Annotated in this window: 20 protein-coding genes, 1 other RNA gene and 4 pseudogenes; 18 read left to right on the top strand and 7 right to left on the bottom strand. The window is 35.4% G+C overall.

The window, feature by feature from the left end; genetic code table 11:
- Positions 1-21: 21 nt before the first annotated feature.
- The gene (locus tag ACOZBY_RS18500) at positions 22-1,287 is read right to left on the bottom strand and encodes a DUF5050 domain-containing protein (RefSeq protein ID WP_197224388.1); all 1,266 of its coding nucleotides are present in this window, start codon (positions 1,285-1,287) and stop codon (positions 22-24) included.
- 208 nt (positions 1,288-1,495) lie between these two features.
- Here ACOZBY_RS18500 and secG point away from each other — a divergent pair, with 208 nt between their 5' ends.
- The 5 genes from secG (at position 1,496) to ssrA (ending at position 6,591) form a co-directional block, all read left to right on the top strand.
- Positions 1,496-1,723 (top strand): preprotein translocase subunit SecG, encoded by a 228-nt coding sequence (secG, locus tag ACOZBY_RS18495; protein WP_008173196.1) that lies wholly within the window; start codon positions 1,496-1,498, stop codon positions 1,721-1,723.
- Between the two features lie 188 nt (positions 1,724-1,911).
- A complete protein-coding gene (locus tag ACOZBY_RS18490; RefSeq protein ID WP_012292258.1) occupies positions 1,912-2,658 on the top strand; it encodes an alpha/beta hydrolase in 747 nt (248 codons plus the stop codon).
- Between the two features lie 39 nt (positions 2,659-2,697).
- Positions 2,698-5,169: a ribonuclease R gene (rnr, locus tag ACOZBY_RS18485; RefSeq protein WP_031417774.1), complete on the top strand. Its 2,472-nt coding sequence runs from the start codon at positions 2,698-2,700 to the stop codon at positions 5,167-5,169.
- A 71-nt stretch (positions 5,170-5,240) separates the two neighbouring features.
- On the top strand, positions 5,241-5,708 hold the full coding sequence (gene smpB, locus ACOZBY_RS18480; protein WP_012292260.1) for an SsrA-binding protein SmpB: 468 nt from the start codon (positions 5,241-5,243) through the stop codon (positions 5,706-5,708).
- Positions 5,709-6,235: 527 nt separating this feature from the next.
- Positions 6,236-6,591, top strand: a transfer-messenger RNA (tmRNA) gene (gene ssrA, locus ACOZBY_RS18475).
- 156 nt (positions 6,592-6,747) lie between these two features.
- Here the strand turns inward: ssrA and ACOZBY_RS18470 are convergent.
- From ACOZBY_RS18470 to ACOZBY_RS18455, 4 genes are all read right to left on the bottom strand, one after another.
- Positions 6,748-7,005 (bottom strand): hypothetical protein, encoded by a 258-nt coding sequence (locus ACOZBY_RS18470; RefSeq protein ID WP_197150292.1) that lies wholly within the window; start codon positions 7,003-7,005, stop codon positions 6,748-6,750.
- A 137-nt stretch (positions 7,006-7,142) separates the two neighbouring features.
- Positions 7,143-7,826, bottom strand: a complete 684-nt coding sequence (locus ACOZBY_RS18465) for a site-specific integrase (protein ID WP_241740699.1) — start codon at positions 7,824-7,826, stop codon at positions 7,143-7,145.
- A gap of 100 nt (positions 7,827-7,926) precedes the next feature.
- The gene (locus tag ACOZBY_RS18460) at positions 7,927-8,544 is read right to left on the bottom strand and encodes a hypothetical protein (protein ID WP_197150291.1); all 618 of its coding nucleotides are present in this window, start codon (positions 8,542-8,544) and stop codon (positions 7,927-7,929) included.
- A gap of 1 nt (position 8,545) precedes the next feature.
- Positions 8,546-9,388, bottom strand: coding sequence for a rolling circle replication-associated protein (locus ACOZBY_RS18455; RefSeq protein ID WP_197150289.1), 843 nt, complete (start codon positions 9,386-9,388; stop codon positions 8,546-8,548).
- A 331-nt stretch (positions 9,389-9,719) separates the two neighbouring features.
- Here ACOZBY_RS18455 and ACOZBY_RS18450 point away from each other — a divergent pair, with 331 nt between their 5' ends.
- The 12 genes and pseudogenes from ACOZBY_RS18450 to ACOZBY_RS18395 form a co-directional block, all read left to right on the top strand.
- The gene (locus ACOZBY_RS18450) at positions 9,720-11,732 is read left to right on the top strand and encodes a type I restriction-modification system subunit M (RefSeq protein ID WP_197150288.1); all 2,013 of its coding nucleotides are present in this window, start codon (positions 9,720-9,722) and stop codon (positions 11,730-11,732) included.
- A complete protein-coding gene (locus ACOZBY_RS18445; RefSeq protein ID WP_197150286.1) occupies positions 11,729-13,039 on the top strand; it encodes a restriction endonuclease subunit S in 1,311 nt (436 codons plus the stop codon). The genes ACOZBY_RS18450 and ACOZBY_RS18445 overlap by 4 nt, the downstream gene beginning before the upstream one ends.
- A gap of 15 nt (positions 13,040-13,054) precedes the next feature.
- On the top strand, positions 13,055-16,045 hold the full coding sequence (locus ACOZBY_RS18440; RefSeq protein WP_422762596.1) for a type I restriction endonuclease subunit R: 2,991 nt from the start codon (positions 13,055-13,057) through the stop codon (positions 16,043-16,045).
- A 111-nt stretch (positions 16,046-16,156) separates the two neighbouring features.
- A complete protein-coding gene (locus tag ACOZBY_RS18435) occupies positions 16,157-16,861 on the top strand; it encodes a RusA family crossover junction endodeoxyribonuclease (RefSeq protein ID WP_197150284.1) in 705 nt (234 codons plus the stop codon).
- 98 nt (positions 16,862-16,959) lie between these two features.
- The gene (locus ACOZBY_RS18430; RefSeq protein WP_197150283.1) at positions 16,960-18,186 is read left to right on the top strand and encodes a Swt1 family HEPN domain-containing protein; all 1,227 of its coding nucleotides are present in this window, start codon (positions 16,960-16,962) and stop codon (positions 18,184-18,186) included.
- A gap of 292 nt (positions 18,187-18,478) precedes the next feature.
- A complete protein-coding gene (locus tag ACOZBY_RS18425) occupies positions 18,479-18,829 on the top strand; it encodes a hypothetical protein (RefSeq protein ID WP_197150282.1) in 351 nt (116 codons plus the stop codon).
- Positions 18,830-19,330: 501 nt separating this feature from the next.
- Positions 19,331-19,684: pseudogene (locus tag ACOZBY_RS18420) on the top strand (SAM-dependent methyltransferase); the annotation flags it as partial.
- The gene (locus ACOZBY_RS18415) at positions 19,677-20,141 is read left to right on the top strand and encodes a hypothetical protein (protein ID WP_197150281.1); all 465 of its coding nucleotides are present in this window, start codon (positions 19,677-19,679) and stop codon (positions 20,139-20,141) included. The pseudogene ACOZBY_RS18420 and the gene ACOZBY_RS18415, both read left to right, overlap by 8 nt.
- Positions 20,142-20,164: 23 nt before the next feature.
- Positions 20,165-20,647, top strand: a complete 483-nt coding sequence (locus tag ACOZBY_RS18410) for a hypothetical protein (protein WP_197150279.1) — start codon at positions 20,165-20,167, stop codon at positions 20,645-20,647.
- A gap of 571 nt (positions 20,648-21,218) precedes the next feature.
- The gene (locus ACOZBY_RS18405) at positions 21,219-21,383 is read left to right on the top strand and encodes a hypothetical protein (protein WP_197150274.1); all 165 of its coding nucleotides are present in this window, start codon (positions 21,219-21,221) and stop codon (positions 21,381-21,383) included.
- Positions 21,384-21,595: 212 nt separating this feature from the next.
- Entirely contained in the window at positions 21,596-22,735 is a 1,140-nt protein-coding gene (locus ACOZBY_RS18400; protein WP_197150272.1) for a hypothetical protein, read from the top strand.
- 245 nt (positions 22,736-22,980) lie between these two features.
- Positions 22,981-23,573 (top strand): annotated as a pseudogene (locus ACOZBY_RS18395) (helix-turn-helix domain-containing protein); the annotation flags it as partial.
- Here the strand turns inward: ACOZBY_RS18395 and ACOZBY_RS18390 are convergent.
- Positions 23,570-23,736: pseudogene (locus tag ACOZBY_RS18390) on the bottom strand (IS3 family transposase); the annotation flags it as partial. The pseudogenes ACOZBY_RS18395 and ACOZBY_RS18390 sit on opposite strands and share 4 nt — an antisense overlap.
- Before the next feature lie 26 nt (positions 23,737-23,762).
- On the opposite strand from ACOZBY_RS18390, the pseudogene ACOZBY_RS18385 reads away from it, so the two are divergent.
- A pseudogene (locus ACOZBY_RS18385) lies at positions 23,763-24,298 on the top strand (IS3 family transposase); the annotation flags it as partial.
- A 645-nt stretch (positions 24,299-24,943) separates the two neighbouring features.
- Here ACOZBY_RS18385 and ACOZBY_RS18380 read toward each other — a convergent pair.
- Entirely contained in the window at positions 24,944-26,692 is a 1,749-nt protein-coding gene (locus ACOZBY_RS18380) for a methyl-accepting chemotaxis protein (RefSeq protein WP_036217833.1), read from the bottom strand.
- Positions 26,693-26,772 lie beyond the last annotated feature (80 nt).

Below are 26,772 nucleotides of genomic sequence, written 5' to 3'. Positions count from 1 at the left end.
TCGCACAGATTCAACTTAGACTTACAAATTTTGTTGATGCTTGGAGCCGTCAAGCGTTTCGTAATACAAAATACCATCCTGGATGTTTAAGTTCAGTACCTCGTCTTCGAATAATACTTCCTCGGACCCGTCATGGACATTTATTTTTGTTAAATAGCCAGCATTATCATAGTCACTACAATAAATAGATTGTTGGTCAGTCACTAAATAATAGCAGGCAGTGTCTGTAATCTGCTTATTTTCATTTGTCGTTAAGTCGTAAGAATAAACGGTACTATCACTCATGCTGTTATAATAGATCACATGATCTACTGTGTTGGCATACCACATATCATGCATAAAATCATAGTCATTACTAGTAGCAGCAAAATAGTTTTCATTAGCCCATAAATGATCTTGGCTTAGTTTTTCATCATTGACCAAAAAGTATTCGTAGGAAATTGTAAAAGGCTCAGTAGGAGCAACGTCATTCCAGGTTGTATCGAGATGATACCAATTGCCATCAACATTGACTAGATTCCAGGCATGTAACTGATCCTCACTATAGCCATAAACATACTTCGCATCGAGATCAGATGCTGTTAATAGGCGGTATGTTAGTAAAGCATAAGCCTGACACACAGCAGTTTTTTCATTAATTAATTCGAAAACCGATTGACCCTCAGTAGAGCCCTTTTCCGTATAAGTGGCTAACTGTACAACATAATCATTAATGACTTTAGCGCGATCAAAGTCTGTCATATCTTTGGTAATATATTGATTGGCAAACGTCTCTACATATTGGTCTACCTTTTGTTCCTTCTTGGCATCGGTTAAATATTGAATGGATAATTCAACTGAATAGCCATTATCGGTTTCCCAAGCTACCCATTCATAATATAAAAAATACCCAGCAGTATAAGGGTCAACAAAGGTAATCAGGTTATTTAAGTCATTCAACTGTACTTCAAAATCCTCAAAATCAAGCTTCCCAGTATAAGAAATCTCAAAGTGCTCTTCAAATTGAGCAACCTGCTTCTCCACTTTTTTCGCAAATTGTAGTAATGCTGGATCATCCTTAAATAAAGTGGTCGAAAATAAATCGGTAGGTGAAAATGAATCAGATAATGCTTTGCTTTCTGGCATCTTTACTTCTGCACTTGTTTCATTTGTTTCACTTGTTTCTTCTAAAGTTGTCATTGTGACATCCTCTTCTTCTTGTAATAGGATGTCGATTGCCTTTGAGCATGCTGTAAGAAAGGGAATGGTGCAGCATAATAAAAGCAACAGTACTATTTTTTTGTTCAATCGTTAAATCCTCCAATAAAATATCATTTTTTCCATTATAATCTAAAATTAGAGGGGGTGTTATCCACAAATAGTCGTATAATTCGACAAATAGAAATACGTGAAGAGGAAAAATTCCTACTAAACAGAAAGCTAAGTTTGTCATGGCACCCTTTTTTTGTTATAATATAGTCTGTTGTGATGTTTCAAAGTTCGGGAGGTGCAGTGAATGCATACAGTAGTATTAGTTTCATTAGTTATCGTATCATTAGCGTTGATCGTTGTGGTATTACTTCAATCTAGTAAAAGTGCAGGCTTATCAGGTGCCATCTCGGGTGGAGCTGAGCAACTATTTGGAAAGCAAAAAGCGCGTGGTATGGATTTAATCCTTCACCGTGCAACAATTGTGTTAGCTATACTATTCTTTATTTTAGCAATCGCTATTACAAAAATCTAATAGTTGAAGATATATCGCCTAACCACATTGGTTGGGCGTTTTCTTTTATCATAACCGAATGGGAAATTTTATCGATGGAGTAAAAATTGATATGTAAACTTATAGCCAATGTTATTCTCGAGGCATAATGGAGAGGGCTATAATGGGTATAGTATATATGAGTGTTTTAGGATGAAGGAGTGCTTACCATGAACAAATCATTATCGCAGCCATTTTTCTTTCAAGCAGGACCTCGTGCCGTTTTATTACTACATGGCTTTACAGGTAGCTCGGCAGACGTACGAATGCTTGGTAGATTTTTAGAGAAAAAAGGGTATACTACTTTAGCACCTCACTATAAAGGTCACGGTGTGGAACCTGAAGAACTAATCACAACAGGTCCAGCAGACTGGTGGCAAGATGTCGTGGCCGCCTACAAACAGTTACAGGATGCTGGCTATGAAGAAATTGCTGTTGCTGGCCTTTCATTAGGCGGTGTAATGGCATTAAACGTTGCCTTAAATAACCCTGTTAAAGGAATTGTTACAATGTGTGCACCTATGACTATGCGTACTACTGACGTCATGTTTGACGGTGTTTTGAAATATGCTAAAGACTATAAAAAGTTCCAAGGTAAACAGGAGGAACAAATCGAAACCGAAGTAGCACTCATTGCTGAAAAAGGCATGCCATCTCTTCAAGAGCTACGTGAATTTATTGTGCGTACTCGTCAAGAAATTGACATGATTTATGCCCCAATTTTTGTTGTTCAAGCTACAAATGATGAGGTAATAGAGACAGAATCTGCCAACATTATATATAATCAAACTGAGTCACTTGATAAGCATATTAAGTGGTATGAAAACTCAAAACATGTTATTACATTAGATCAAGAAAAAGATCAATTACATGAAGACATTTATCGCTTTTTAGAAAGCCTAAATTGGGCACAATAAAATTATAAATAGGATTTTCTCATGAAGGAGGGAATATGTATGAAAGACCAAAAAGATACACTACAAGGTCGGTTACTTGTTTTTTTCGGCCAAGATGATTACGAGCCATTAACTGTCGGCGAAATCGAGGATGAATTCGGCTTTGAGGATGCGGAAGAATTTAAGGAGCTTGTCAAAACATTAGTCCGTATGGAAGGACAAGGCTTAGTTGTTCGTTCTCGTTCCAATCGTTATGGCCTACCAGAACGTATGAATTTACTAAGAGGTAAATTTATCGGTCACGCGAAGGGCTTCGGTTTTGTAGCGCCTGATATGGAAGGCATGGATGATGTATTCATTCCACCACATGAAATTAATGGGGCTATAAATGGCGATATCGTTCTTATTCGTGTGTTAAAAGAATCATTTGGTGACCGCCGTGAAGGGACCGTAACAAAGGTCGTTGAACGTGGTCAAACAAGCTTTGTTGGCACATTCCAAGCTAACCGTGGCTTTGGCTTTGTTGTCCTTGACGATAAGAAGCTACCAATGGATATCTTTATCGCAAAAGGTGATACATTAGGCGCGGTTGATGGACACAAGGTTGTGGTCGAAGTAGCAACTTGGCCAGAAGATTTAAAATCTGCTACAGGTTATATTACAAAAATTTTAGGACATAAAAATGATCCAGGTGTGGATATTTTATCGATCTTATATAAGCACGATATTCCACCCGAATTCCCAGACGAGGTCATTGCTGCTGCACAACGAGTGCCAGATGACATTACAGAGGCTGATTTAGTAGGTCGTCGTGATTTACGTCATGAAACGATTGTGACAATTGATGGGGCTGACGCTAAGGACTTGGATGACGCAGTAACCGTAACAAAAAATGTAGATGGTACTTATAAGCTTGGCGTACATATTGCAGACGTTAGTTATTATGTAACGCAAGGCTCTGTCATTGATCTTGAAGCCTATGACCGTGCGACAAGTGTTTATTTAACAGACCGTGTTATCCCGATGATCCCGCATCGTCTATCAAACGGCATTTGTTCATTAAATCCGCAGGTTGATCGTTTAACACTATCCTGTGAAATGATTATTGACGCGAATGGAAATGTTATTGCACATGAAATTTTCCAAAGTGTTATTAAAACAACTGAACGTATGACGTATAAGGATGTCTACAAAATTCTAGAAGAGCAAGATGAAGCGTTAATGAAACGCTACGAGCCACTTGTACCGATGTTTAAAAATATGGCAGAGCTGTCTGGCATATTACGTCGTAAACGCGAATCGCGAGGGGCCATTGACTTTGACTTTAAAGAATCCAAAGTGATTGTAAATGAGGAAGGTTGGCCAGTTGATATTGAGCTTCGTGAGCGTACAGTAGCAGAAAAATTAATTGAGGATTTCATGCTAGCTGCCAATGAAACAGTAGCGGAGCACTTCCACTGGATGAATGTACCATTCCTATACCGTATTCACGAAGATCCAAAGCCAGAAAAGCTTCAACGCTTCTTTGAGTTTGTTACGAACTTCGGGATTTTAATTAAAGGTACAGGGAATACGGTGCATCCTAAAGCATTACAGGATGTCTTAAAGGCGATTGAAGGTATGCCAGAGGAGCCTGTTATTTCAACGATGCTGCTACGCTCGATGCAACAGGCAAAATATTATCCGGAAAGTCTAGGTCACTTTGGTCTATCAACGGATTTCTATACACACTTCACATCACCAATTCGCCGTTATCCGGACTTAATCGTACACCGTTTAATTCGTACGTATTTAATTAATAAGGATACTTCACGAGAAACGGTCGCTCAGTGGGGAATGGCAATGGATGAAATTGCCGACCACACATCAGAGCGTGAACGCCGTGCGGTTGATGCAGAACGTGATACAGATGCTTTGAAAAAGGCACAATATATGTCAGATAAAATTGGCGAAGAATTCGAAGGAATCGTGTCATCCATTACCAACTTCGGTATTTTCGTGGAGTTGCCAAACACGATTGAAGGACTTGTCCATATTAGCAATATGACAGATGATTACTACCGTTTTGATGATCGTCAAATGATTATGATCGGTGAACGTACAAATCGTCAATTCCGTATTGGTGATGAAGTAACAGTCCGTGTGGCCAATGTCATTATTGAGGAGTCATCCATTGACTTTGAAATCGTTGGAATGGTAACTTCATATGGACGAACACGCAAAGCAGCGCCAACGGTTATCCACGCACGTAAAAATTATAATGACAACAAAGGTGGACGCAGTAGCAGAAGCACACGTAGCGATGACGAAAAAGGAGGGCGTGGTGGCAGCCGTAGAAGCAGTCGCCATGAGGAGGAAAGCGGAAGTCGTAGTACAAAACGCGGAGAACGCCGTGAAGGTGATCGCGACCCACGTGGACGTCGCAAAGATGACTCCAGCAGCCCAGGTCCTAAAAAACGCGTGAAACAAAAGCAAAAATTCTATGAAGGCATTGCAAAGAAAAACAAAAAGAAAAAATCAAAACGTAAATAAGCATGCGCGAAAGTGTCCTAGGAAAGGATGCTTTCGCTCAAGCTCAACCTTTAAGTAGAGGGTGAATCAAAATGGCAAAAGGTTCAGGAAAAGTATTAGCACAAAACAAAAAAGCTGGACATGATTACTTTATTGAAGACACAATCGAAGCAGGCATGGTACTAACCGGCACAGAAATCAAATCCATCCGTGCAGGAAAGGCCCAACTAAAAGATTCTTACGTTCGAATTACAAATGGCGAAGCATGGATTAGCAATATGCATGTCAGCCCCTTCGATCAAGGAAACCGTTTCAATCACGACCCACTGCGCGCCCGCAAATTGCTTCTTCATAAAAAGCAAATCGGCGAGCTAGTCGGTGCCGTCAAACGTGACGGCTACACGATAGTGCCATTGAAAATGTACATCAAGGACGGCTATGCCAAGCTCTTAATCGGTGTCGGCAAAGGGAAAAAAGACTACGATAAACGTAACGACATGCGCAAAAAAGAAGCCAAACGCGAAATGGAACGTACCTTCAAATCCAAAAATCAATATTAAGAGATTAGGAGAAAGCTCACCTAGTTGTTGGTGAGCTTTTTACTTTGGCTAGGAGGGTGCTAGAGGGCGAGGTGTGCGGGTGAGACAGATAGGATCGCGAAAGTGATGGATAAAAGTAAGAATGGGGTGGATAAAGTAGAGAAAGTGGCGGATAGAAGTTAAAGGTGGGGGATAGAACAGGGAAAGTGAAGGATAGAAGTTACAGTGTGGCGGGTAGGACAGGAAAAGTGACGGATAGAAATTAAAAAGTAGTGGATAGGAGAGGGAAGTGATGGATAGAATCGAGAAAGTGACGGATAGAATCGAGAAAGTTGCGGATAAAAGTTAAAATGTCACGGATAGCCTCTAAGTCCAAGCCTTATGTTTCCTACTAAAGCGGGACACTTGAACTATCGCTCATTATGTTTTATAATATGAATTACTGATTGCCAGATTTCATGGAAGCGTACTTTTAAGCTCCCACCGTACTAGAAGCAATTCTAGCTCTTTGTTTGAACGAGGCTCAACCGCTTCGATTCATATATCAAGGGGACGTTACGGATTCGACAGGGATGGTTCAAGCTTTAGTCGCGCGTCGGAGGGCTCGGCTCCGTCATCAACGACAGTTATATAATAACTGGCAAACAACAAAACTTAGCTTTCGCAGCGTAAGCTCGTAAGCGCTCTGCCTCTCTATCGCCCATGTAGAGAACGTGGGGCCCAACTTTAGTGGGATACGGTCGATGGTGCCACCTGAGTCATCGTCAAGAGATTTCCAGGTTAGCGTACAGGACGCCTGTTTGTCGGCATAATGTTACGCGAATCGTAAATAGGCAAACTACACGCGTAGAAGCTGAAGTATTGGAGTCTTTGGACGCGGGTTCGACTCCCGCCGTCTCCATACATAGGATTATATCGAAATAATATCGAAGAAAGTAAAAGGCCAAAACCCTTGATATGAATAGGTTTTGGTCTTTTCTTTTTTCATCGATTCTCATCTACGCTAATTCAGTTGCAGATAAAATTTAGTTGAAACGTAGTTAAAAACGTAGTTAATTTTCTACCAAAGGAACTTTCTCTTTTCAATTGAACGCCCATTTATAAATAGCTCTGAAGTATAAAAGATTATTTTATTATTAATTGTAACGGTAACATTATCTGAATCAATTTTCCCTTTTAATGTATTTCCGATAAATGCGCTATTAAAAATAATACTATCTTGCTTAACCCCATTGATTATTAATTGCCAACCGGGTTTAATTCCTTTTTCCTCACTAAGTTCGATTTTATTCCCATTATATTTATATATAACGCTCATTATGGACAACCCTTCATTCTTATTCCCTAATAAATATATCTCAAAAATAATTCAACACATATATAATTGGTAAAATATATAAAAATGTAAAAACACCTTAAATATGAGTTAACATATTTAAAGTGTTTTATTAAATGCTATTTATCTAAATAATTTTCGAATCTCTGAATAGTGTCCTCTTTCGCACTCTCAGTAACATGCGTATATATATTCATTGTTGTTTTTACATCTGAATGTCCTAAACGATCTTGGACAGATTCTAGCGGTGCTTTAGCTTCAAATGATAAGGTACAATGTGTATGTCTAAATCCATGTGTAGACATATAGGGTAATTCAGTATTGCGTATGATGGACTTTATCCAGTCATTTGTTTTAGCTGGTTGAATAAAGCTATTACGATTATTACTAAAAACAAGTTGTTCTTTCGCAAGTGTGTTATAGCCTAGCATTAAATACGCTTGCTGCTGCTTTTTCTTCCATTCTTTTAAAATCACCATTGTAGCTTTATCCATTTTAATTCTACGCTTCGTACCAGTTTTAGGTGACTTAAGATACAGTTTTTGTTCTTTCCCTTGACCGAGTGCTTTATTGATGTCGATTTCCCTATTTTTAAAATCAATATCCTCCCACGTTAAAGCAAGTGCTTCTCCTTTTCGCATACCAGAATACGCTAATAAGCGAAAGAAAGTGTAGATTTTATAATTAGGATGCTTTTCTGCGCAATCTAAGAACTCAAGCAGTTGTTCTCTCGTATAGAACTTATCTTTATCAGTATAGGTGGCGGTGGTAATGAAAGCGAACTCGCTCAGACAGCGAAACAAGCTCTCTCATCTGAATAAAAGTAATTGTAAGTGATACTGTGTGAGTAGATATAGTATTACTTACAATTGCTTAATTTAAATTGAATTTATACAAGGTGGGTTAACGAGGAATGCCCATATATTCACTCACGGTAATTATGCCATGTTGTGAATCGGAAATTTCATATACATCACATGTACCTACATCCATGATTTCACGCTCATAAAAGAAATCATCAGCTGAATCGTTATGTAAGATGCGAGGCTTTTTCAGCTTATCAGATGTGAAAATATATTGAGATGTAAGCATCTGGCTTTTCCGTACAGCTGTTGCATAGCGCATTAATAATTCGTCGTAAGAGATATAATCTCTGATTACTTTATTCCCCCAAATAGAAGATAATTGTTCATCATCCAGCTTAGCCGTCTTATTAGTGATTAAATGTACGCAAGGATGTTTCTTAGCAAGGTCTAATACAGCGATGTATTTCAAGCCTCTTTTTGCGATATGCGACAAGAAATTTTCTAGTCGTGTTTGCAAAAAAGGTACGTCATCGGTGTTAATTGATAAGGTGAATCCCATTACTGCATAATCATCAATGAAATTTGTTGCAAGGGATCTTTGCAATTGTACGGCTTCATCCTCGAATGAAAAGGCTGTAATATTTTTAGAGCTTTCATAGTTGTATACATATGTAATAACTCCGCAGTGTACTAATTTTGTTCGTAGTGTGTGCATGTTAAATAACTCCTTCATGTTCGTAGGTAAATTGAATGCTTTGTAATTTTGCGAGCATAGATAGGTCTACATCTTCGTCTTCAGTTTCAGCAAATCGCTCTAATTCATCGATCGTGGCATCAGTTAACAGTGAGGTGAATGTAAAGGCGTATTTGTCGCTCTCATAACTTGTTAGAATCTTACCGTTGCGTTGTAGTAGAAAGTCGATAATTTTACGACTTCTAAATTTCAAGACAACAGGTCGTTCTAGCCCACGCCCTCCAAGGAAACGTTTTTTGCCCATAGGCAGGCGTTCATCATAAATGCCTTTTGTTAAGTAGGAAGCAATCTTTGGTGCGTCTTCAGCAGAGCCTTGTTCGTTCTGATAATGTAAGCCACCATACTTCCACTTTGACTTCAGTAAGCCTTTATACTCTTTTGGGATGCGGCACAGAATATGAAAGTGAACATTTCCGTTATCCTGAAACTCAATTGCCCCTACATAACGTAAATCTACGTTAGCAAGCTTTTTACAACGCTTTAAGCTCTTCCAAAATGAGTTGAAATTATCACGGCATGCATCGAAGTCTTTCGTATCAAACTCACATGTACGTTTAAACGTTAACGTCAGCATACAAAAGTTATTTTGAAAGTTAGCATGTATGATGCCTTTAAACATGCGCTTGCTATTGGCGATAGAGCAGCGTTTAACATCTTCAGTTTGCTCGCAATCTTCTGTACTATATAAGGTAGTATCCTTCTTCTTACGCCCGCCATTTCTACTATATGATTCTTGTGATACATATCGTTCTACTGCTGTTGTAATAGTAGGTGTATGCGTAAGTGTTACTTGTAGTTTTGTCATCTAAATTATCATCCTTGTTATAAATTGATTTAAGTATATAATTGTTTAACCCTTGCTATATAAGGGATCACACTCTTCCGTCTAAATAAAAATGTCCGAAATAAATTACTATTAATGAAGTATGAGTAAGGCCTGTACTCTTGATTAAATATGTTAGTTGCTGATGTTACTTTTTGTTGTTCTAACAGTTATAATTTTAAATAGTGATACGAAATTTTACGAAGTTGATATGAAGTGATTTGAGCTTGCTATAGGGAACGTATCTCACGAAAGCTCCATTATCCTCCATCGCACGTAGAATTCGAATAAATTTTTGAATGAGGTATATAAGATGATTAACTTCCAAGATAAAGTAAGCTTCATTTGGTCAATCGCAGAGATTTTGCGTGGACCATATAAGCCAGAAGATTACGGTAAGATTGTTTTACCATTAGCAGTTTTACGCCGTTTTGACTGTGTATTAGAAAGTACAAAAGAAGAAGTATTAGCGTCAGCAGAAAAGTTCGCTAGTATGTCTGAGGAAGCACGTGAGCCGATTTTAAATCGTGTATCGAAGCAAAACTTCCACAATACAAGTAAATATGATTTCACCAAGCTGTTAACAGATTCAGATAACATTGCAGATAACTTACGTGATTATATTAATGGTTTCTCAAAAGTAGCTCGTGATATTATGGATCACTTCGACTTTGACCGCCAAATCGATAAGCTAGATCAAAACAACTTATTATACTTAACGATTAAACGTTTTAGTGAAATAGATCTTCATCCAGAAGTCGTATCAAACATTGAGATGGGTTATGTATTTGAAGAGTTAATTCGTCGTTTCAATGAGAATGCAGAAGCAGGGGATCACTACACACCACGAGAAGTAATTCGTTTAATGACGCATTTATTATTCCTTCATGACGATGCGAACATCTTAACGAAACCAGGTTTAACACAAACATTATATGACTGTGCAGCTGGTACGGGTGGTATGGGATCTGTTGCAGAAGAGTATTTATCAACAATTAATCCAACAGCACATTTAGAGTTTTTCGGACAAGAAATTAACCCTGAATCATATGCGATTTGTAAAGCAGATTTATTGATTAAAGGTGAAGATGCGAAAAATATTCGTTTAGGGAATACATTATCAAATGACCAATTCCCACGTGATAAATTCGACTACTTAATTTCAAATCCGCCATACGGAGTGGACTGGAAATCATATGAGAAGCCGATTAAAGAAGAGCATGAGAAACAAGGCTTTGATGGTCGTTTCGGTCCCGGTACACCTCGTACGAGTGATGGACAACTATTATTCTTAATGCACTTACTGTCAAAAATGAAGCCAGTCACAGAAGAAAATCCTCAAGGCTCTCGTTTAGCTATCATTATGAACGGTTCACCATTATTTACAGGCGATGCAGGTTCGGGTGAAAGCGAAATTCGTAAATATGTGCTTGAGAACGACCTAGTAGAAGGTATTGTGGCACTACCAAACGATTTATTCTATAACACAGGTATTGCAACATACATTTGGATTTTAACAAACAATAAAGCCCCTCTTTATAAAGGAAAAGTGCGTTTAGTCAATGCGGTAAGTTTCTCTCAAAAAATGAAAAGAGGCATGGGAAATAAACGTAACGAAATTACAGAGGAGCAGATTAACGAAATCGTACGCTTATATGGCGATGCACAGCCAAATGAGTACGTGAAGATTTTCGATAACGAAGACTTCGGTTACGCAAAAATTACGGTTGAACGTCCATTACGTTTAAACTTCCAAGTAAATGAAGAGCGTCTTACACGTGTCGTAGGTGAAAAAGGATTTGCAAACTTAGCGACATCGAAGAAAAAAGGTGATGCGGGTCATTTTGAAATTGAAGAGGGTAAAAAGCTGCAAACGCAAATTTTATATGTGTTACGCACGTTACAAAGCGACAAAGTATATAGAAATCGTGATGAGTTCACGAAATTAGTAAAAGATACGTTAAAACAAGCGGGTATTACAATTGGTGCACCAGTATTAAAAGCAATTTTAGCGGGTCTTTCTGAAAAAGATGAAACAGCTGATGTATGCATGAAAAATAAAACAGACATCGAACCAGATACAGATTTACGTGATACAGAAAATGTTCCGTTAAAAGAAAGTATCCATGACTACTTTGCACGTGAAGTTTTACCACACGTACCAGATGCATGGATTGATGAAACGAAAACGAAAATTGGCTACGAAATACCATTCACTCGTCAGTTCTACAAATACACAGCATTACGCAGTTCATCAGAAATTATGGACGAGATTCGTGTGTTAGAAATGGAAATTGCTGAGCAGCTGAAGAAGGTGTTAGTGTGAAGAACAATAGATATTTAGATTATATAGATTCTAGGTATGAATGGTTAGGAGAAATACCATTGCATTGGGAACTAAAGAGAGCTAAATGGGGTTTCCAAGAGAAATCTATAAAAGGCTATCCAGAAGAGACTCTTTTATCTGTATCAAAAGGTAAAGGTGTTATACCGAGGGATGAATTAGAAAATAAAACGGTGATGGCATTTAAAGATTTAGAAAACTTTAAATTAGTTGTACCTGAAGATTTTGTTATTCACTTAAGAAGCTTCCAAAGTGGTTTTGAAATGTCTACTAATAAAGGAATTGTTAGTCCTGCTTATACTGTATTTTCTTGCGGAAATGATTTAGTCCCTAAATATTATAAGTTTTTATTCTATACGCAAAGTTTCATTGATGCTATTGCATCAACAACACAAAGTCTACGAGACGGTAAGCCAATCGCTTATAAAGATTTTTCAGATATGGAACTTCCATATCCATCATTAAACGAGCAAATTAAAATAGCTAAGTTTTTAGAAGTTAAATTAGCTAGGATTGATAATTTAATTGATATGAAAGAAAAACTAATTCTTTTATTAAATAATCAGCGCCAATCAATCATCACAGAAGCTGTTACAAAAGGTTTGAATCCGAATGTGAAAATGAAAGATTCAGGTGTTCAGTGGATTGGTGAGATCCCTGAGCATTGGGAAGTTAAGAAATTAAAACATCTAGGTAAGTTTGTAAGTGGATACGCTTTTCCAAGTAACGCTTTTATAAGTGATGGCACTAAAGTTATGAAAATAAATAATATTCAAACCATGAATTTAGATTGGTCTGATATTTCTTATGTTGCAAATGATTGGTTAGAAAGATTTAAACAATATCAATTAAAGAGAGGCGATTTAGTAATAGCGTTAACTCGTCCGATAATATCAACAGGGATTAAAGCTGCTATAGTTGATACAGATGAGGAAATATTATTAAATCAAAGGAACGCTTATTTTAGAAATAATAAGCTTATTCCTTCAAATTGGTTATATTATTTGTTGCTAAATCATTCTTTTGTTGAAGAGTTTGAGAGCTTAATCGATAGAACAGGTCAACAGCCAAATATTTCTACTGCTGATATTGAAAATATTAAAATCCCTCTACCTAGCTTCGAAGAAATTCAACAAATTACGGATTACTTAAAAGATAGATCTACCGAAATTGAAAAAATTAAAGTGAATACTTTAATACAAATAGAAAAACTTAAAGAATACCGCCAATCCCTAATTTACGAAGCGGTAACAGGAAAAATTGATGTACGTGAGATTGAACTTGATTAAGTGAGGTGAGTTGTGATGGCAGTGGATACTTCAGAAAAAGGTTTTGAAACAAATATTGAAGCTGCATTAATTGCGAATGGTTATAAAAAACGTGTGCTTGAAGGTGATGCGAGTGCTACTTTTAAGCAGCATGCCATTGACGTTGAGGAGCTATTTGCATTTTTAGAAGCTACGCAGGAAAAACGTATGCGTACGTTAGAGAAATCGTATGGTCCTTCTTATAAAGAAGAAGTGTTAAAGCGTATTAAAGATCAGTTGCATAAACAAGGCTTAGTTGAATGTTTACGTAAAGGTATTAAAGACCGTGGTGTGACGTTACAGCTTGCGTATAATAAGCCACCTACGGATATGAATAAGACGTTAAATGAGCAGTATGCGAAAAATCGTTTTAATGTGGCTCGCCAAGTGTATTACAGTGACAAGCATAACAATAGTTTAGATATGGTGCTGTTTCTGAACGGCTTACCGCTTGTTGTGATGGAGCTGAAAAATCCATTAACGAATCAAACAGTGGAGCATGCGATGAAGCAGCTAAAGTTTGACCGTGATCCACGTGAGCAACTGTTTAAATTTAATGAGCGTGTAGCGGTTTACTTTGCAGTGGACCCAGATGAAGTATTTATGGCGACAAAGCTAGATAAAGGGAAAACATACTTCCTACCATTTAATAAAGGTGACAATGGTGGAAAGGGTAATCCTTTAGCATATGGCAGCAATTATCGTACGCATTATTTATGGGACGAGATTTTAGTACCAGATAGCTTACTCGATATTTTATACCGTTTCATCTTTATTAAGAAAGACGCTATTAAAGATTCAAATGGAGAAACGATTGGTGAGCGTCAAATGCTAATCTTCCCTCGTTTCCACCAGCTTGATGTAGTTCGTAAATTAGAAGCAGATGTAAAACAAAAACAAGTCGGTCATAACTATTCAATTCAGCACTCTGCCGGATCGGGTAAAACGAACTCGATTTCATGGCTTGCTCACCGTTTAGCAAAACTACATAACGAGGACAATGAATCGATTTTTAGTAGTGTTATCGTGATTACCGACCGTCGAGTTTTAGATAAGCAGTTACAAGATGCGGTGTATCAGTTGGAGCATAAGGCAGGGATGGTCGAGCCAATTGATAAAGATTCAGATCAATTAGCACGTGCGATTAATAATGAAACACGCATTATCATTACAACGCTTCAAAAGTTCCCGTTCATTTTAGAAAAAGTAGCGGGCTTAGAGCGTAAAAAATATGCTGTTATTATTGACGAAGCGCACTCATCTCAAGGTGGTAAAGCTTCTACTGCATTAACGAATGTTTTATCGGATAAGACGTTAGAAGCAGCTTACGAGGAAGACCGAATTGCAGAAGAAAATTTAGATGATGTGGACGAGAAAATCGTAGAAGCAATCATGAAGAGTGGTAAGCAAGATAACGTATCGTTTTTTGCATTTACGGCGACACCGAAGCCTAAAACATTAGAGAAGTTCGGTACAGTTGGTGTAGACGGCAAACCAGTAGCATTCCATCAGTACACGATGCGCCAAGCGATTGAAGAAGGCTTTATTTTAGATGTGCTTGAAAACTACACGACGTATAAAACGTTCTGGAAAATTGCGAAGACAGTAGATGATGATCCAGAAGTATCACAAAAGCAAGCAACGAAAAAGCTCGCACAATATGTGTCACTGCACCCACATAGCATTGCACAAAAAACAGAAATCATTATTGAGCATTATCGCAATTTTGTAAAACGTAAAATTGGTGGTCGTGCAAAAGCAATGGTTGTAACAGCGAGCCGTTTACATGCAGTGCGTTATAAAATTGCCTTTGATAAATACATTAATGAAATGGGTTATGATGATTTAAAAACGGTTGTTGCTTTATCTGGTACCGTGAAAGACGGTGAAATCAACTATACAGAGCCAGACATGAACAAATTCTCAGATAAGGAGCTACCTGAAAAGTTCCATTCAGATGAATACAAAGTGTTACTTGTAGCTGAGAAATATCAAACAGGCTTTGATGAGCCGTTGCTACACACAATGTATGTAGACAAACCATTAAGTGGCATTAAAGCGGTACAAACATTATCTCGTTTAAACCGTACGTGTCCTGGTAAAGAAGATACATTCGTACTCGATTTCATCAACGACCCAGAAGACATCAAAAATTCCTTCCAGCCGTACTATGAATCAACAAGTTTATCTGAAGTTACAGACCCAAACATCTTATATGATATGCAAGCTGAAATTGAGCCATATCAGGTGTTTACAGAAGAGGAAGTACAAAAGGTCAATGAGCTTGAAGTAACAGGTGGTGTGAAAAAGTCTACGAAGGCGCAAACAGAGTTAAATGCGATTCTTGATAAAGGTGTCGAACGCTATAAAAAACTGTCAGAAGAAGAGCAAATTGCTTTTAAACAGGCCGCAACAAAATTCACACGTACGTATAGCTTTGTACTACAAGTCGTAACGTTCATCGACTTAGGCTTACACAAGCAATATATTTATTTAACGTACTTGTTGCGTAAGTTACCACGTGGGAAAGAGGATAAAGACGTTTATTTAGCTGATGATGTCGCACTTGAATACTACCGCAATCAAAAAGTATTTGAAGGCAGCATCGAGCTTGAGAAAACAGGTGGTCACGAACTTGATCCGCAAAAACATGGTGCTGGTGGTGCAGCTGAAGATGAAAAGGTGCGATTATCCAGCGTACTTGATAAGTTAAATGACCGCTTTGGTACGAACTTCACAGAAACAGACTACTTATCACGTGAGCAAGTGAAGGAAGATATGTTGAACAGTGAAGACATCCGCCAAAAAGCATTAAACAATACAAAAGAAAATTTCAAATTTGCTTTCGAAAAAACATTCATGGATTTCGTTATCGACCGTATGAGCAGCAATCAGGAGTTCTTTATGAAGATTTTAGAGAACGACGAGTTTAAGTCATACATTATGGAAGATATGATGAATGAGGTTTATGGGGAAGTGAATCAATAAATTGAAATCTGTCTTCTTACTATTTAAATATAAAATTTTTGGAATTTATTTAGTAAAATAAAGAGGGGTAATTAGGTGATTACTTCAATTCTACACAAAGGGGGATCTTATTTGAAAGATGAATTAATGCCATATGAATACGAACAAAAGCAGCATGAAAAAGGTTTCAACCCGTTCTTAGGTCAATATCATCAAAAGTTTTATATTCAACCAATACCTTATGGGAACAAAAATAGCCAGCATTTTAAAGCAACTGTTCAGGAGTATTTCAAAAAACTGCATTATTATTTTTACGACGAAGTAAGAGTGGAAATCAATTTGTATCTAAATGAGCAAAGAAGATATGAGACACCTGATTCAGGTGATTTAGATAATTATGCAAAGCTTATTTGTGATGCGTTAAAAGGGAAGAACGGCATTTTAATTGACGACATACAAATTCAACGTTTGAGCATAGCTTGGATTGACACAATGAATGACGAATATTTTGAGGTGCGAATTTTTTCACATCCAGATGCTTTTATCTTGAAGGATATTGAATTTTATGAAATGCCCAATAGATTATATTATCCGATTAGTAATAAGCAATGGACTTTAAATGGCATTAGAGTAGTTACAAGTACTGAAAGAGAGGATATTAAAAAAGTTCTCACTGTACTATTAAAAGATGTTCGTAGCATGAGACATGACTTACATCAAAAAGGAAAGCAAGGTCAAGAAGCCTATTATGAATATATGAAATACCATCCTGTTTTGAGAGGGTATAATAAAAATCGCATTCTTGATTCTGGATTTAATGTTAAAATATTAAAGTGATATGTGATTTTGAATTTAGAGTTTAGAATCCAACGCATAAAAAGTTATGTTGTAAAAATAAAAAACGACGTATTGATGAAAAGAGGTTGTTTGAAAATATGAGTATATATTCTTTAGAAATGATTTTAGCATCACTAACATCACTATACAAAAATATTAAAGAAAAACAGATTCATCATCTGGTATTATCTCATGGTGATATTCAAGAGTTGAGTTTGAATGGGAAATGTTTGAGTTTTAAATATTTAGATCAAGAGTTAAAGCAAACTGTAAATATTAATAATGATACTTTTGGTAACAATGTTGTTAAGTTAACATTAGAAGGAAGTTTTGATGCTGTTGAATCTTTTCGAGGAACATATTTTAACCTGATGAAGCAATGTGCTACTAAACGATATGTGATAAAAGATGAAATTTCTCTTAAGCTCTGTGAACAGGGGTATCCATATATAAATAAGGTGGAAAATTTACTCCGACAATATATCATGAACTTTATGATTTTAAAAGTTGGTGATGAGTGGTGGGAGTTGAATGTAAATGATTCCGAAAAGGAAAAATCAGGAAAGCGGAGTGAAAAAGCAGCTTTTGGAAATCTGATTAATCAAGATATTTATCATATTGATTTCAAGGATTTACTATCATTTATTTATGATAATTTCTCCGCATTTAAAAATAAGAATGAGGTCCTAAATCGCTTAAAAGAATGTTCGAGTCTTGAAGAGTTTAATAATTTAAAGAGATCCGTAATGTCTAATAAAGAAAAATTCTTTGATGGAATTTTCGATGGGAATTTTAAGAATAAGTGGGAAGAACTAGCTGAAATTAGGAATTTAATTGCACATAATAAGCTGTTTGAGAAAAAGCAACTTGATAAAGTTATAGAGTTAAGCGGAGAATTAGAAAGTGTATTAAATAGTGCTATTGCTGAACTTCAAAGCTATGAAGTATCAGAAGAAGAAAGTGAAGCTTACCGTGGCACTATACAACAGGAGAGAAATACCATTGTAGTATCTAATTTACTTAAGTTGAAGAGTGAATATAATATAGATATGGATCAAATAAAAGAAGCAATTCAAACGATTTCACAGCCTGGAGAAGAAAAGCAAGAAGAATATTTTACCTTAGTAGAATTAGTAGAGAAGCTAACAGATAAAAATTATTCTGTCAAAGAACCGATAAATTCCTACTTAGGATATATTTTAGGTAATTCAAAAGATGAGCTGTTTTTAGAAAAAGGTGCACAACGTATAACCTATGTCGATGAAAGTGGTACGATGACAACATTAGCTACATGGAAATATGTACCTCATCAAGAGGATGTCTAAAAAAATGGCCTTTAATGAATCGTAGTTAAATTCGTAGTTAATCTTTTAGGTAGAGACATAAAAGCTATTATATGCACTGCTATTACAACAAACGGTGGTTGTGCTCCCAGAAGCCCCGCCGTCTCCATACATAAAGTGGCTACAAACGTAGTCATATCAACGTTTTTCGAGATTAGGGATATTGAATGGGAGTTGAACTCTTGTGCAATATCCCTTTTCTTATTCTTATGAAAAATTGACATATTTGAACTGACTCAAAGACCTTCTAAATACATTTTAGGAGGTTTTTTCTATGTCTAATAGGAAACGTAAGCATGGCATTTTTGCAGTTTCTAGTGAAGCGGTAGAGATGATTCAAACAGAAGAAATGCAACAACAGAAGCTAACAGGTAAACCGATAGAAGAAGCACTTGCTACAGTGTTTAATCAAATGAAGGTAGCGGGGAATAGACCACGCACGATTGAGAGTTATGAGTATATATTTAAGCAGTTTGTACAAATAAACGGTATTGAGTTTGTAGAGCAGATTAACATTGACAGTATTTATAATTACTTGGGTGCATTAGATGTAAGCCAACGTACTAAGTTAATTCGTTTGAAATCAATAAAAGCCGTATTAAGCAAGTTCCATCTAAGTATTTGATCTAATTGTACTACAATGGAAATTATTAGAATAGACGAACAAATATTTCATAGAAGCCTATCGTATCGAAAATTTAGTCGTGGTGTGTGTTTCGGGCTGGACTTGCTTATGTTGAATAGCAAATTTTGTGTGGTTTTAACCCTCCCCCCTACATTTAGCGATAACACCCTAATGTTAAACGTGCTTTTATTTACAAAGAAATTAAGCTCTTTTTAGTATAGAAAGCCAAATGATTGATTTCTCCCTATTAATTCGCTTTCCATAAAGTATTTTTGCTTACTATATAATAAATTGCACCGTCGCATCGCATTGATGAACAGTCCTATGTTTATGCATCAGAAAAAGCATACCCTTCTATCTGGATATGCTCTAAGAATTTTTATTGAATGGACATTTTTGTTGTCTCTGTATATATACGCTAACCATATTTTCGTCCTTCTTTTTATATAATTAGGTATTTGAATTACTCTCACAGTATGTCACAATCTAGTTTAACAGCCAGATAATACAAAAGATGTTTGGATATATGATTTACGTACAAATATGCCGTCATTCGGAGTTCGTACACCTTTAACAGAGAAATATTTCAATGGATTTGTCGAAGCATACGATTCAGAAGACAGCACAAAAGTACAAGATGAACGATGGAATCTATTTACGCGTGAAGCGATTGCAGCTAAAGGTGATATCTTAGATATTGGCTTAATTGCAGATGAATCATTATCAGCCTATGACAATTTACCAGACCCGATTGAATCAGCAGAAGAAGCAATTAACAAGTTGCAACAAGCAATGGAATTGTTAGGTGAAGTTGTAACTGACCTGAAAGCGATTGAGGTGAAGGATCGTGAGTAAGAAGAAAAAGACGTTGGATGACTTATTGGAAGAAGCATTAGTACCAGAGGATGACCAGCCAAATGAGATTCCGCATGAGAGGGTTTGGACTGTATTAAATAGTGTTAATGAAGCGATAAACCCTAATATAGAACCTAGTAATTTTCCAGATGAAAAATTTATTTTATATAGTGTGTCAAGCTTTGAGAGTGGTTCACCAGAAGTCGTTAATGGGTGGGAAATAAAATCTAATAAGCAAATCGTTGAAACAGGAGATGTATTAATTAGTAAAATCAACCCTAAAATAAATCGAGTATGGGTTGTAGGAAAATATATTAACTCTAGAATCATAGCATCGACAGAATGGATAATTATCAAAAATCAAAGTATTTCTTCAGAATTCCTAGCATATTATTTTAAGTCACCAGAATTTAGAAGTAAGTTATGTTCTAATGTCAGTGGTGTAGGTGGCTCTTAACACGTGCGAGACCCAAAGAAGTAATGCAATATGCTTTTCCTTTAGCACCTATAAATGAACAAAAGAAAATAGTAAATAAAATTTCAATTTTATTTGCTAAAATAGATGAAGCCAAAGAGACATTTAAGATTCGACGTGAAGCTATATTGAAATTAGTTTTTACAGAAGAATTAACAGTCGATTTTAGAAATAATAATTCTTTTGATAGCTCACAACAAAGATTAATGAAAATTCGAGAAGAAAGATATAAAGTGGTAGAAAGTAAGAAAGAACTTAGTGAGTTAGACAGCTTATTTCAGGAAGAGATTAAAGTTGACAGTAATGGTTGGCTATATTTAAAAACAAGCACTTTTTGTCATAATATTACTTGTGGTTCAACACCAAGTAAGGATTTAAGTGATGAGGGAGAAATTCTATTTTTAAAAGTTTATAATATTGTAAATAACGAAATTGATTTTAAATATCAGCCACAATATATTCCTAAAGAGGTTCATCAAGGGAAATAAAAGAAATCTCGTTTACAGCCAAATGATGTAATTATGAATATTGTAGGTCCTCCATTGAAGAAGTTTGCAATTATTCCAGAGTGATATGAGGCAATGAATATGAATCAAGCTTAGCAGAGGTAATTGAGGCAACTAGAGGTGTAGTAGGTCAAAGTAATATTTATATTACTCAAAGCAGAAACCTGGTTATGCCAATTCCTTCGCTTGAAGAACAAGAACAAATTATCTTCAAATTAGAAGCGTTAATAGATAAAAAATTTAATTTTTAAATTGATTCCGACAAATAAAGAAGTAGAATCGGTTAAACAATCTATTCTTTCAAAAGCTTTCAAAGGTGAATTAGGTACAGATGGTCCAAGAGATGAACCAGCTATTGAATTATTAAAATCAATTCTTAAAGAAAAGTTATAATTGTTGTTTCTATTAATATAGTCAGACAACAAAATTGTCCACTTGATAAATTGTCGAGTGGACTTTTTGATAGATTCAAATTACGAAAAGATTGCTTTTCATAACTTGAGAATGATAGAATTTAATTACCTTAAAAATCCAAAATAGGTGTTTTGAAACAATGGGTGAGCTGTTAAATCTTGAGATACAGACAGATAAAAATGTAGAAGCTGCTATTCAAAAGCAAATTGAAAAAAAGTTAAAAACGTATGCTGGGGACTATAAACGTTTTGAAGATTTTTGCTTAGCTAAAGGTAGGAATCTTACCATCGTCTATGTTCAATAAGTCTACTGCAAATTTAAGAGTACTATCAAAGTCAATTAACTATTATTTTGACGCAAACGACCCTTATATTCGACAAGTGATAAAAATATTTGAGACTGTACTTGAAAACAAGTATCATTGATATTTAATTCACAAAAGTATTGATTAGACGGCACTGCGAGGAATGTAAAAATAATAGTAGACATTTTTAACATTTAGGCTAGGGGGAAATTATGATTAATTGGAAATTTATACTAAGTGTTAGAGCTTTTATTTTGTTTTATGTATTGTTCTTTTTCTTATTAATTATTATGGTTTTTACTAAAATGAATATGGTGATGTTTAATGGTACTATAATTTTGATTTGCCTATTGTTTTTTACTAGAGTTCTAAATAGAAGATTAAAGTTGAATAAGTTAGATTTTTTTTATTTAAATGAAAAAAATTATAAAAACGATTCTCTACAAAGAGGAGAACAAATAGGTGATATATTTGCAATTGTATTGTTCATAATTATTGCATTAGATGTAAATGCGCAAATTTTAACTAAGTTTGGAAATAGTGCTATTAGTTTTGTGGGGTTTTGTGTATTAGTATTTTTACCAATAGCGAGTATATCTATATCTAAAAATAATAAAATTTTAAAGGTTATTACGATACTATTAACTACATTTTATGGCTTGTTTGTATTTTTAGTGACTCTTACAACTGTGCTGATAATAATTACTGGCTTTCTAAATGGAAATAAATACACTGATCTACAAAATTTGTTTAGTATTTTAAACACTGAAGATATAATATTATTAGGTTTTATTGTAGAGGAATATATTCTACAAATCATACTCTTTATTATAGGGTCTATTGTGTTACTTTTAATATTTATATTCTATACCCCACCGTATCAATTAGAGGATTTGGGCGAATCATTGAAAATTGCTAATTTAGTTATAATATTGATTAGTGTATGTATTTTCTTTTATGCTAATGTATCTGGGGAAAAAATATCTACAGTTATTCAGAGTATAGATATTTCTGAATATACAAGTATAGAAGAGGAAGAACAAAAATTTTTAAATTATGTTGAGAAATTTTCCAAAAATAACGTAATTAACTTGGGTTATGTTTTACTATTGCCGTATATTTTAAGTATTACTATTGCAAACTTAGTTATTGATATTTTAAAAAGGAAATATAAGAGAAAAGCAACTAAAGCTTTGGAATCTATAATTGAATCTGCAAATATTAGGGATATAGATGAATTCTTAAAAAAGAAGTTCATTTATAATGGGGGAGAAAAACATAATTTAAAACTAATTGAATGCCTTAAACTAAACCAGGCAGATTTATCAGATAGAAATGATTCAATTGGATGAAATAGTTGAAACAGATTGAGATATCGTAGAATTAATCATATCTTGCTTAATAGTCTTTTTAGGTAATGAGGAAAGTAATTATTGAAACAAGTTTTACATAAATTAAAAATTGAGTATAGGTTTAGAAATTTTTGTTTAATTACAATAAATTATAAAATAATATTTTAATCGTAGTTAAAACCGTAGTTAACTAAACTGCTCCCCAATTGTTAGACACAACTAACAATTGGAGGTGCAGTTTTTTTATGGTCAAATATACTGCCGAAGATAAATTACAAGCTATCGAGCGCTACTTAAGTGGAACGGAAAGCTCCTATGATATAGCTAAATCTATGGGGACTGATAATAAAGCAATCCTTAAATGGGTTAAGCAATATGAATACAATGGAGTTGAAGCTTTTATTCAGCCGTATACAAATTACACACTAGAGTTTAAAATGGATGTACTAACTTTTATGATTGAAAATGGTATGTCCTTAAACGAAACGGCAGCGATTTTTAAGATCCCTGCCCCTTCAACAATTAGTGCTTGGAGAAAGCAATATGAAACTCAAGGATTAGATGCCCTTCAATCAAAGAAAAAGGGGCGTCCATTCATGAAAAAAGAATTCAATAAACAATCGAAACAAGCACCAGTTAAAGGCTCTACCGGAGCACTTGAAGCACGTATTAAACAACTGGAAATGGAAAACGAGTATTTAAAAAAGTTGAATGCCTTAGTTCAAAACAAGGAAAAATCACCAAACAGGACAAAGCACAAGTATTCTTTGAGTTAAGGCATAAATATTCGGTGAAAGCACTTGTAAAACTCGCTGGCATTCCACGAAGTACGTACTTATAGGATTTATATTTTTCCATACGTACAACACAAATTAAACCCAGTTCTTTCATGATACGTTGCACTTTTTATGATTCACTTTTTGCCCACGATTCGCTAGCTCATCACGAATACGGCGATAACCATAACGCCCTTCATGTTCTTCATAAATCGCCTTTATTTCTCTGGATCTGGTCGATTCATACGTATTACCGGAAACGTTGGCAAAATTGCGCCAAATATTTTAGACCGCAATTTTAAAGCAGATGCCCCAAATGAAAAATGGGTAACAGATATTACGGAATTTAAATTATTCGGTGAGAAACTTTATTTATCGCCAGTTTTAGATTTATTTAACGGAGAAATTATCACGTATACAATTGGCTCTAGACCAACCTATTCACTTGTTTCAGACATGTTGGACAAAGCACTCGAACGTTTACCTGAGCACCACCAGTTACTCATGCATTCCGATCAAGGCTGGCATTATCAAATGAATCAATATCGTCACGCCTTAGAATCAAGAGGGGTTGTTCAAAGTATGTCTCGTAAAGGAAACTGTTACGACAAATCTGTCATGGAGAATTTCTTTGGAATTATGAAATCTGAATTCCTTTACATGAGGGAATTTGAAAGTATAGAGCATTTTAAAATAGAATTAGAAAAATATATAAATTACTATCACACTAAACGGATTAAGGCAAAATTAAAAAAGCAGTCCGGTGCAATACCAATACGGAAACTAAGGTTCTATATTGGTGGATGCCAAAAGCAGGAATAAATGATAAAAGCTATAACGAAATTATTAGTTTTTCAAAGTTGACAAAGTGATAAGGAGTAAAGAAATGGTAGCTATCATAGTAGCAATAAAGAAGCTTATATTGGTGAAACTGTTTATTTTATAAAAATCGGATGAAAGCTCATTTAAAGGGACGTAAAAATATTAAGCAAGTAAGTTCAAGAAAGAGTATAAGAAGATCTTCAAATTTATATCGTACAAAAAATTATTTAGCTATGAACCATGAGGAAATATTTAAAACGTATAAAAATATAGCTAAACAGGTGAAACATTTAAAAGGAAAAAACTTTGCAAAGCCTACTTCTCAATTAATACGTGTTAAAAAGAGAAAAAAAGGCCGATATCATATTCGTTGATGAAGCGCATTTACTGTTAACAAAGCCAGATATTATCCAATTTCGCTCCTACTTAAATCTTTTTCTTTGCTAAAAAAATGTATTAACTATCCTATTTGTGAGCTATTCATATATGGTATTTCAACTCACTTTAAATATCCTCATGCCCTAGAGGGAAAGACGTTAAGGTCTTTCTCTCTTTTTTTAGAAAATCAATGTTAATCATCAAGGGCAATAACGAAAATGTTTGCTAGCTTTTATATAGTATATCGCTCCATTAAAGTATTTAATTCACGATTTAGTTCCGTTAGTTTTTCAGCAGCATGAGCTACATCTGTAATTGCTTTAATGTGCTCGTCAATGGAAGACGCAATTTCCTGTACTGAAGCGGCCGTCTGCTCTGATACGCTGGACGCACTTTCGATTCCTTCACTCATCAACTTATTATAGGATGTCATCACGTCCATTTCTTTATTAACGGCTAATATGGATTCTACAATTTGTTTAACAGAATCAGACATCTGATTGAATTTGCTTTGTGTTAGGGCTACATCATCATTTAACTTTTTAGCAGTTTCCATTGTTCCTTCTACAGTTTCAACTGTTTTAGTAGTTTCTGAAACAATGGATGAAACTACGCCTTGTACTTGGTGGGTGGCCATTTTCGATTGTTCTGCTAGTTTTCTTATTTCATCGGCAACCACTGAGAATCCTCTACCATACTCACCTGCTCTTGCAGCTTCAATACTTGCATTTAAAGCTAGTAAATTGGTTTGTTCTGCGATTGTTTCAATGGTTTCCATCACCTGTGTGATTTGATTTATTTGATCATGTAATTTTTTAATTTCATCACTGACTTCTTGTGAGGCTGCTAGTGAAATAGTATTGGACTGTTGTAATTGTTGTACTATTTCAATTCCCTCGGATGATATTTTTTCTGCATGTTTTGTAATGTCGTACATAACTTTACTTTGTTTTTCTGTGGTTTCTATAGAATTGGATAATAGCTCTACTGTTTGGTTTATGGTATCCAAATCGTGGGCTTGTTCCTGTGTACCAGTAGCAATTTCAGTAATGGCTCTACCAACTTCGTCACTACTAGCAGATGTTTCTTCTGAAACGGCAGATAAGTTAGTTGCTGAATCCAATAAATGTTCACTTGTATTTTTAGTCTTTTCGACGAGCGTGCATAATTGCTGTGACATTTTATTGAAAGCGGTCGCAAGTTGTCCAATTTCGTCATTTGATTCAGGTAGATGGGTAACCATTATATGACCATCAGAAATTTTCGTTGCGGCTTCAGCTACTTCTTTTAACGTGTTTAATTTCTTCCGAATACCTAAATAAAATACCAGTGAGCTTAAAGTAATAAGTACGACTGTTGCACCAAAGATAATATATTGTAAAATGTTTAATCCTTCATAAAATTCATCTTGAAAGACAGCAATTCCAATAGTCCAGCCCCAAGGCTCAAAATATTCTGTATAGGCTGTTTTATCTTTAAAAGAACCATCTGGCTGTTTATCAGAATAAATGACAAAGCGATCTGATTCATTTTTGGACTTGCCGCCTGCAATGATTTTTTCGCGATTACTTCTGTTCAGGTCATCGGCAGGAGCTCCCCCTATTTTAGAAGGATGGAGTTGTAACACTAAATCCTCGTCAAAAGCTAATATATATCCATTTTCTTTGTAAGTAAAATTGGATTTTTGATAATCGTACTCTCCCATTTCATTGACGGGTCCATTTAGAATAATTCTGGCTTGTTCTTTTCCTTCTTCTAATGTTATTTTGCCACTTTCCACTTCTTCATTAATCAATTCTATTGAAGTATAGGCCCCTTTGACAATGCTTTGGAGTTCTCTTTGACCTGATTCTAAGAGCTGATCTTTGGCAACCCAATAGCTTGTTGAGCCGATAATCACAACTGTTACAAGTATAATAATTGTGATTAGTAGCATTAACTTCCCAGAGATGCTTCGTAACCGTAAATTTTTCTTCATCATTCGCTTCCTCCCGCAACTATATATAGGTATATTTCGACAGTAATCTACATAATTCAATAGTATGGAAATTATTTTTATAG

Source organism: Lysinibacillus sp. NPDC056220 (assembly GCF_049315265.1).
In the GTDB taxonomy this organism is placed as follows: domain Bacteria; phylum Bacillota; class Bacilli; order Bacillales_A; family Planococcaceae; genus Lysinibacillus; species Lysinibacillus pinottii.
This window is presented reverse-complemented; position numbering and strand designations above follow the sequence as displayed.

Bases quoted from the DNA above. Each gene is read 5' to 3' on its own strand.
- secG (WP_008173196.1), top strand. From the start codon at position 1,496: ATGCATACAGTAGTATTAGTTTCATTAGTTATCGTATCATTAGCGTTG.
- ACOZBY_RS18490 (WP_012292258.1), top strand. From the start codon at position 1,912: ATGAACAAATCATTATCGCAGCCATTTTTCTTTCAAGCAGGACCTCGT.
- rnr (WP_031417774.1), top strand. From the start codon at position 2,698: ATGAAAGACCAAAAAGATACACTACAAGGTCGGTTACTTGTTTTTTTC.
- smpB (WP_012292260.1), top strand. From the start codon at position 5,241: ATGGCAAAAGGTTCAGGAAAAGTATTAGCACAAAACAAAAAAGCTGGA.
- ACOZBY_RS18470 (WP_197150292.1), bottom strand. From the start codon at position 7,005: ATGAGCGTTATATATAAATATAATGGGAATAAAATCGAACTTAGTGAG.
- ACOZBY_RS18460 (WP_197150291.1), bottom strand. From the start codon at position 8,544: ATGCACACACTACGAACAAAATTAGTACACTGCGGAGTTATTACATAT.
- ACOZBY_RS18455 (WP_197150289.1), bottom strand. From the start codon at position 9,388: ATGACAAAACTACAAGTAACACTTACGCATACACCTACTATTACAACA.
- ACOZBY_RS18450 (WP_197150288.1), top strand. From the start codon at position 9,720: ATGATTAACTTCCAAGATAAAGTAAGCTTCATTTGGTCAATCGCAGAG.
- ACOZBY_RS18440 (WP_422762596.1), top strand. From the start codon at position 13,055: ATGGCAGTGGATACTTCAGAAAAAGGTTTTGAAACAAATATTGAAGCT.
- ACOZBY_RS18430 (WP_197150283.1), top strand. From the start codon at position 16,960: ATGAGTATATATTCTTTAGAAATGATTTTAGCATCACTAACATCACTA.
- ACOZBY_RS18425 (WP_197150282.1), top strand. From the start codon at position 18,479: ATGTCTAATAGGAAACGTAAGCATGGCATTTTTGCAGTTTCTAGTGAA.
- ACOZBY_RS18410 (WP_197150279.1), top strand. From the start codon at position 20,165: ATGCAATATGCTTTTCCTTTAGCACCTATAAATGAACAAAAGAAAATA.
- ACOZBY_RS18405 (WP_197150274.1), top strand. From the start codon at position 21,219: ATGGGTGAGCTGTTAAATCTTGAGATACAGACAGATAAAAATGTAGAA.
- ACOZBY_RS18400 (WP_197150272.1), top strand. From the start codon at position 21,596: ATGATTAATTGGAAATTTATACTAAGTGTTAGAGCTTTTATTTTGTTT.
- ACOZBY_RS18380 (WP_036217833.1), bottom strand. From the start codon at position 26,692: ATGATGAAGAAAAATTTACGGTTACGAAGCATCTCTGGGAAGTTAATG.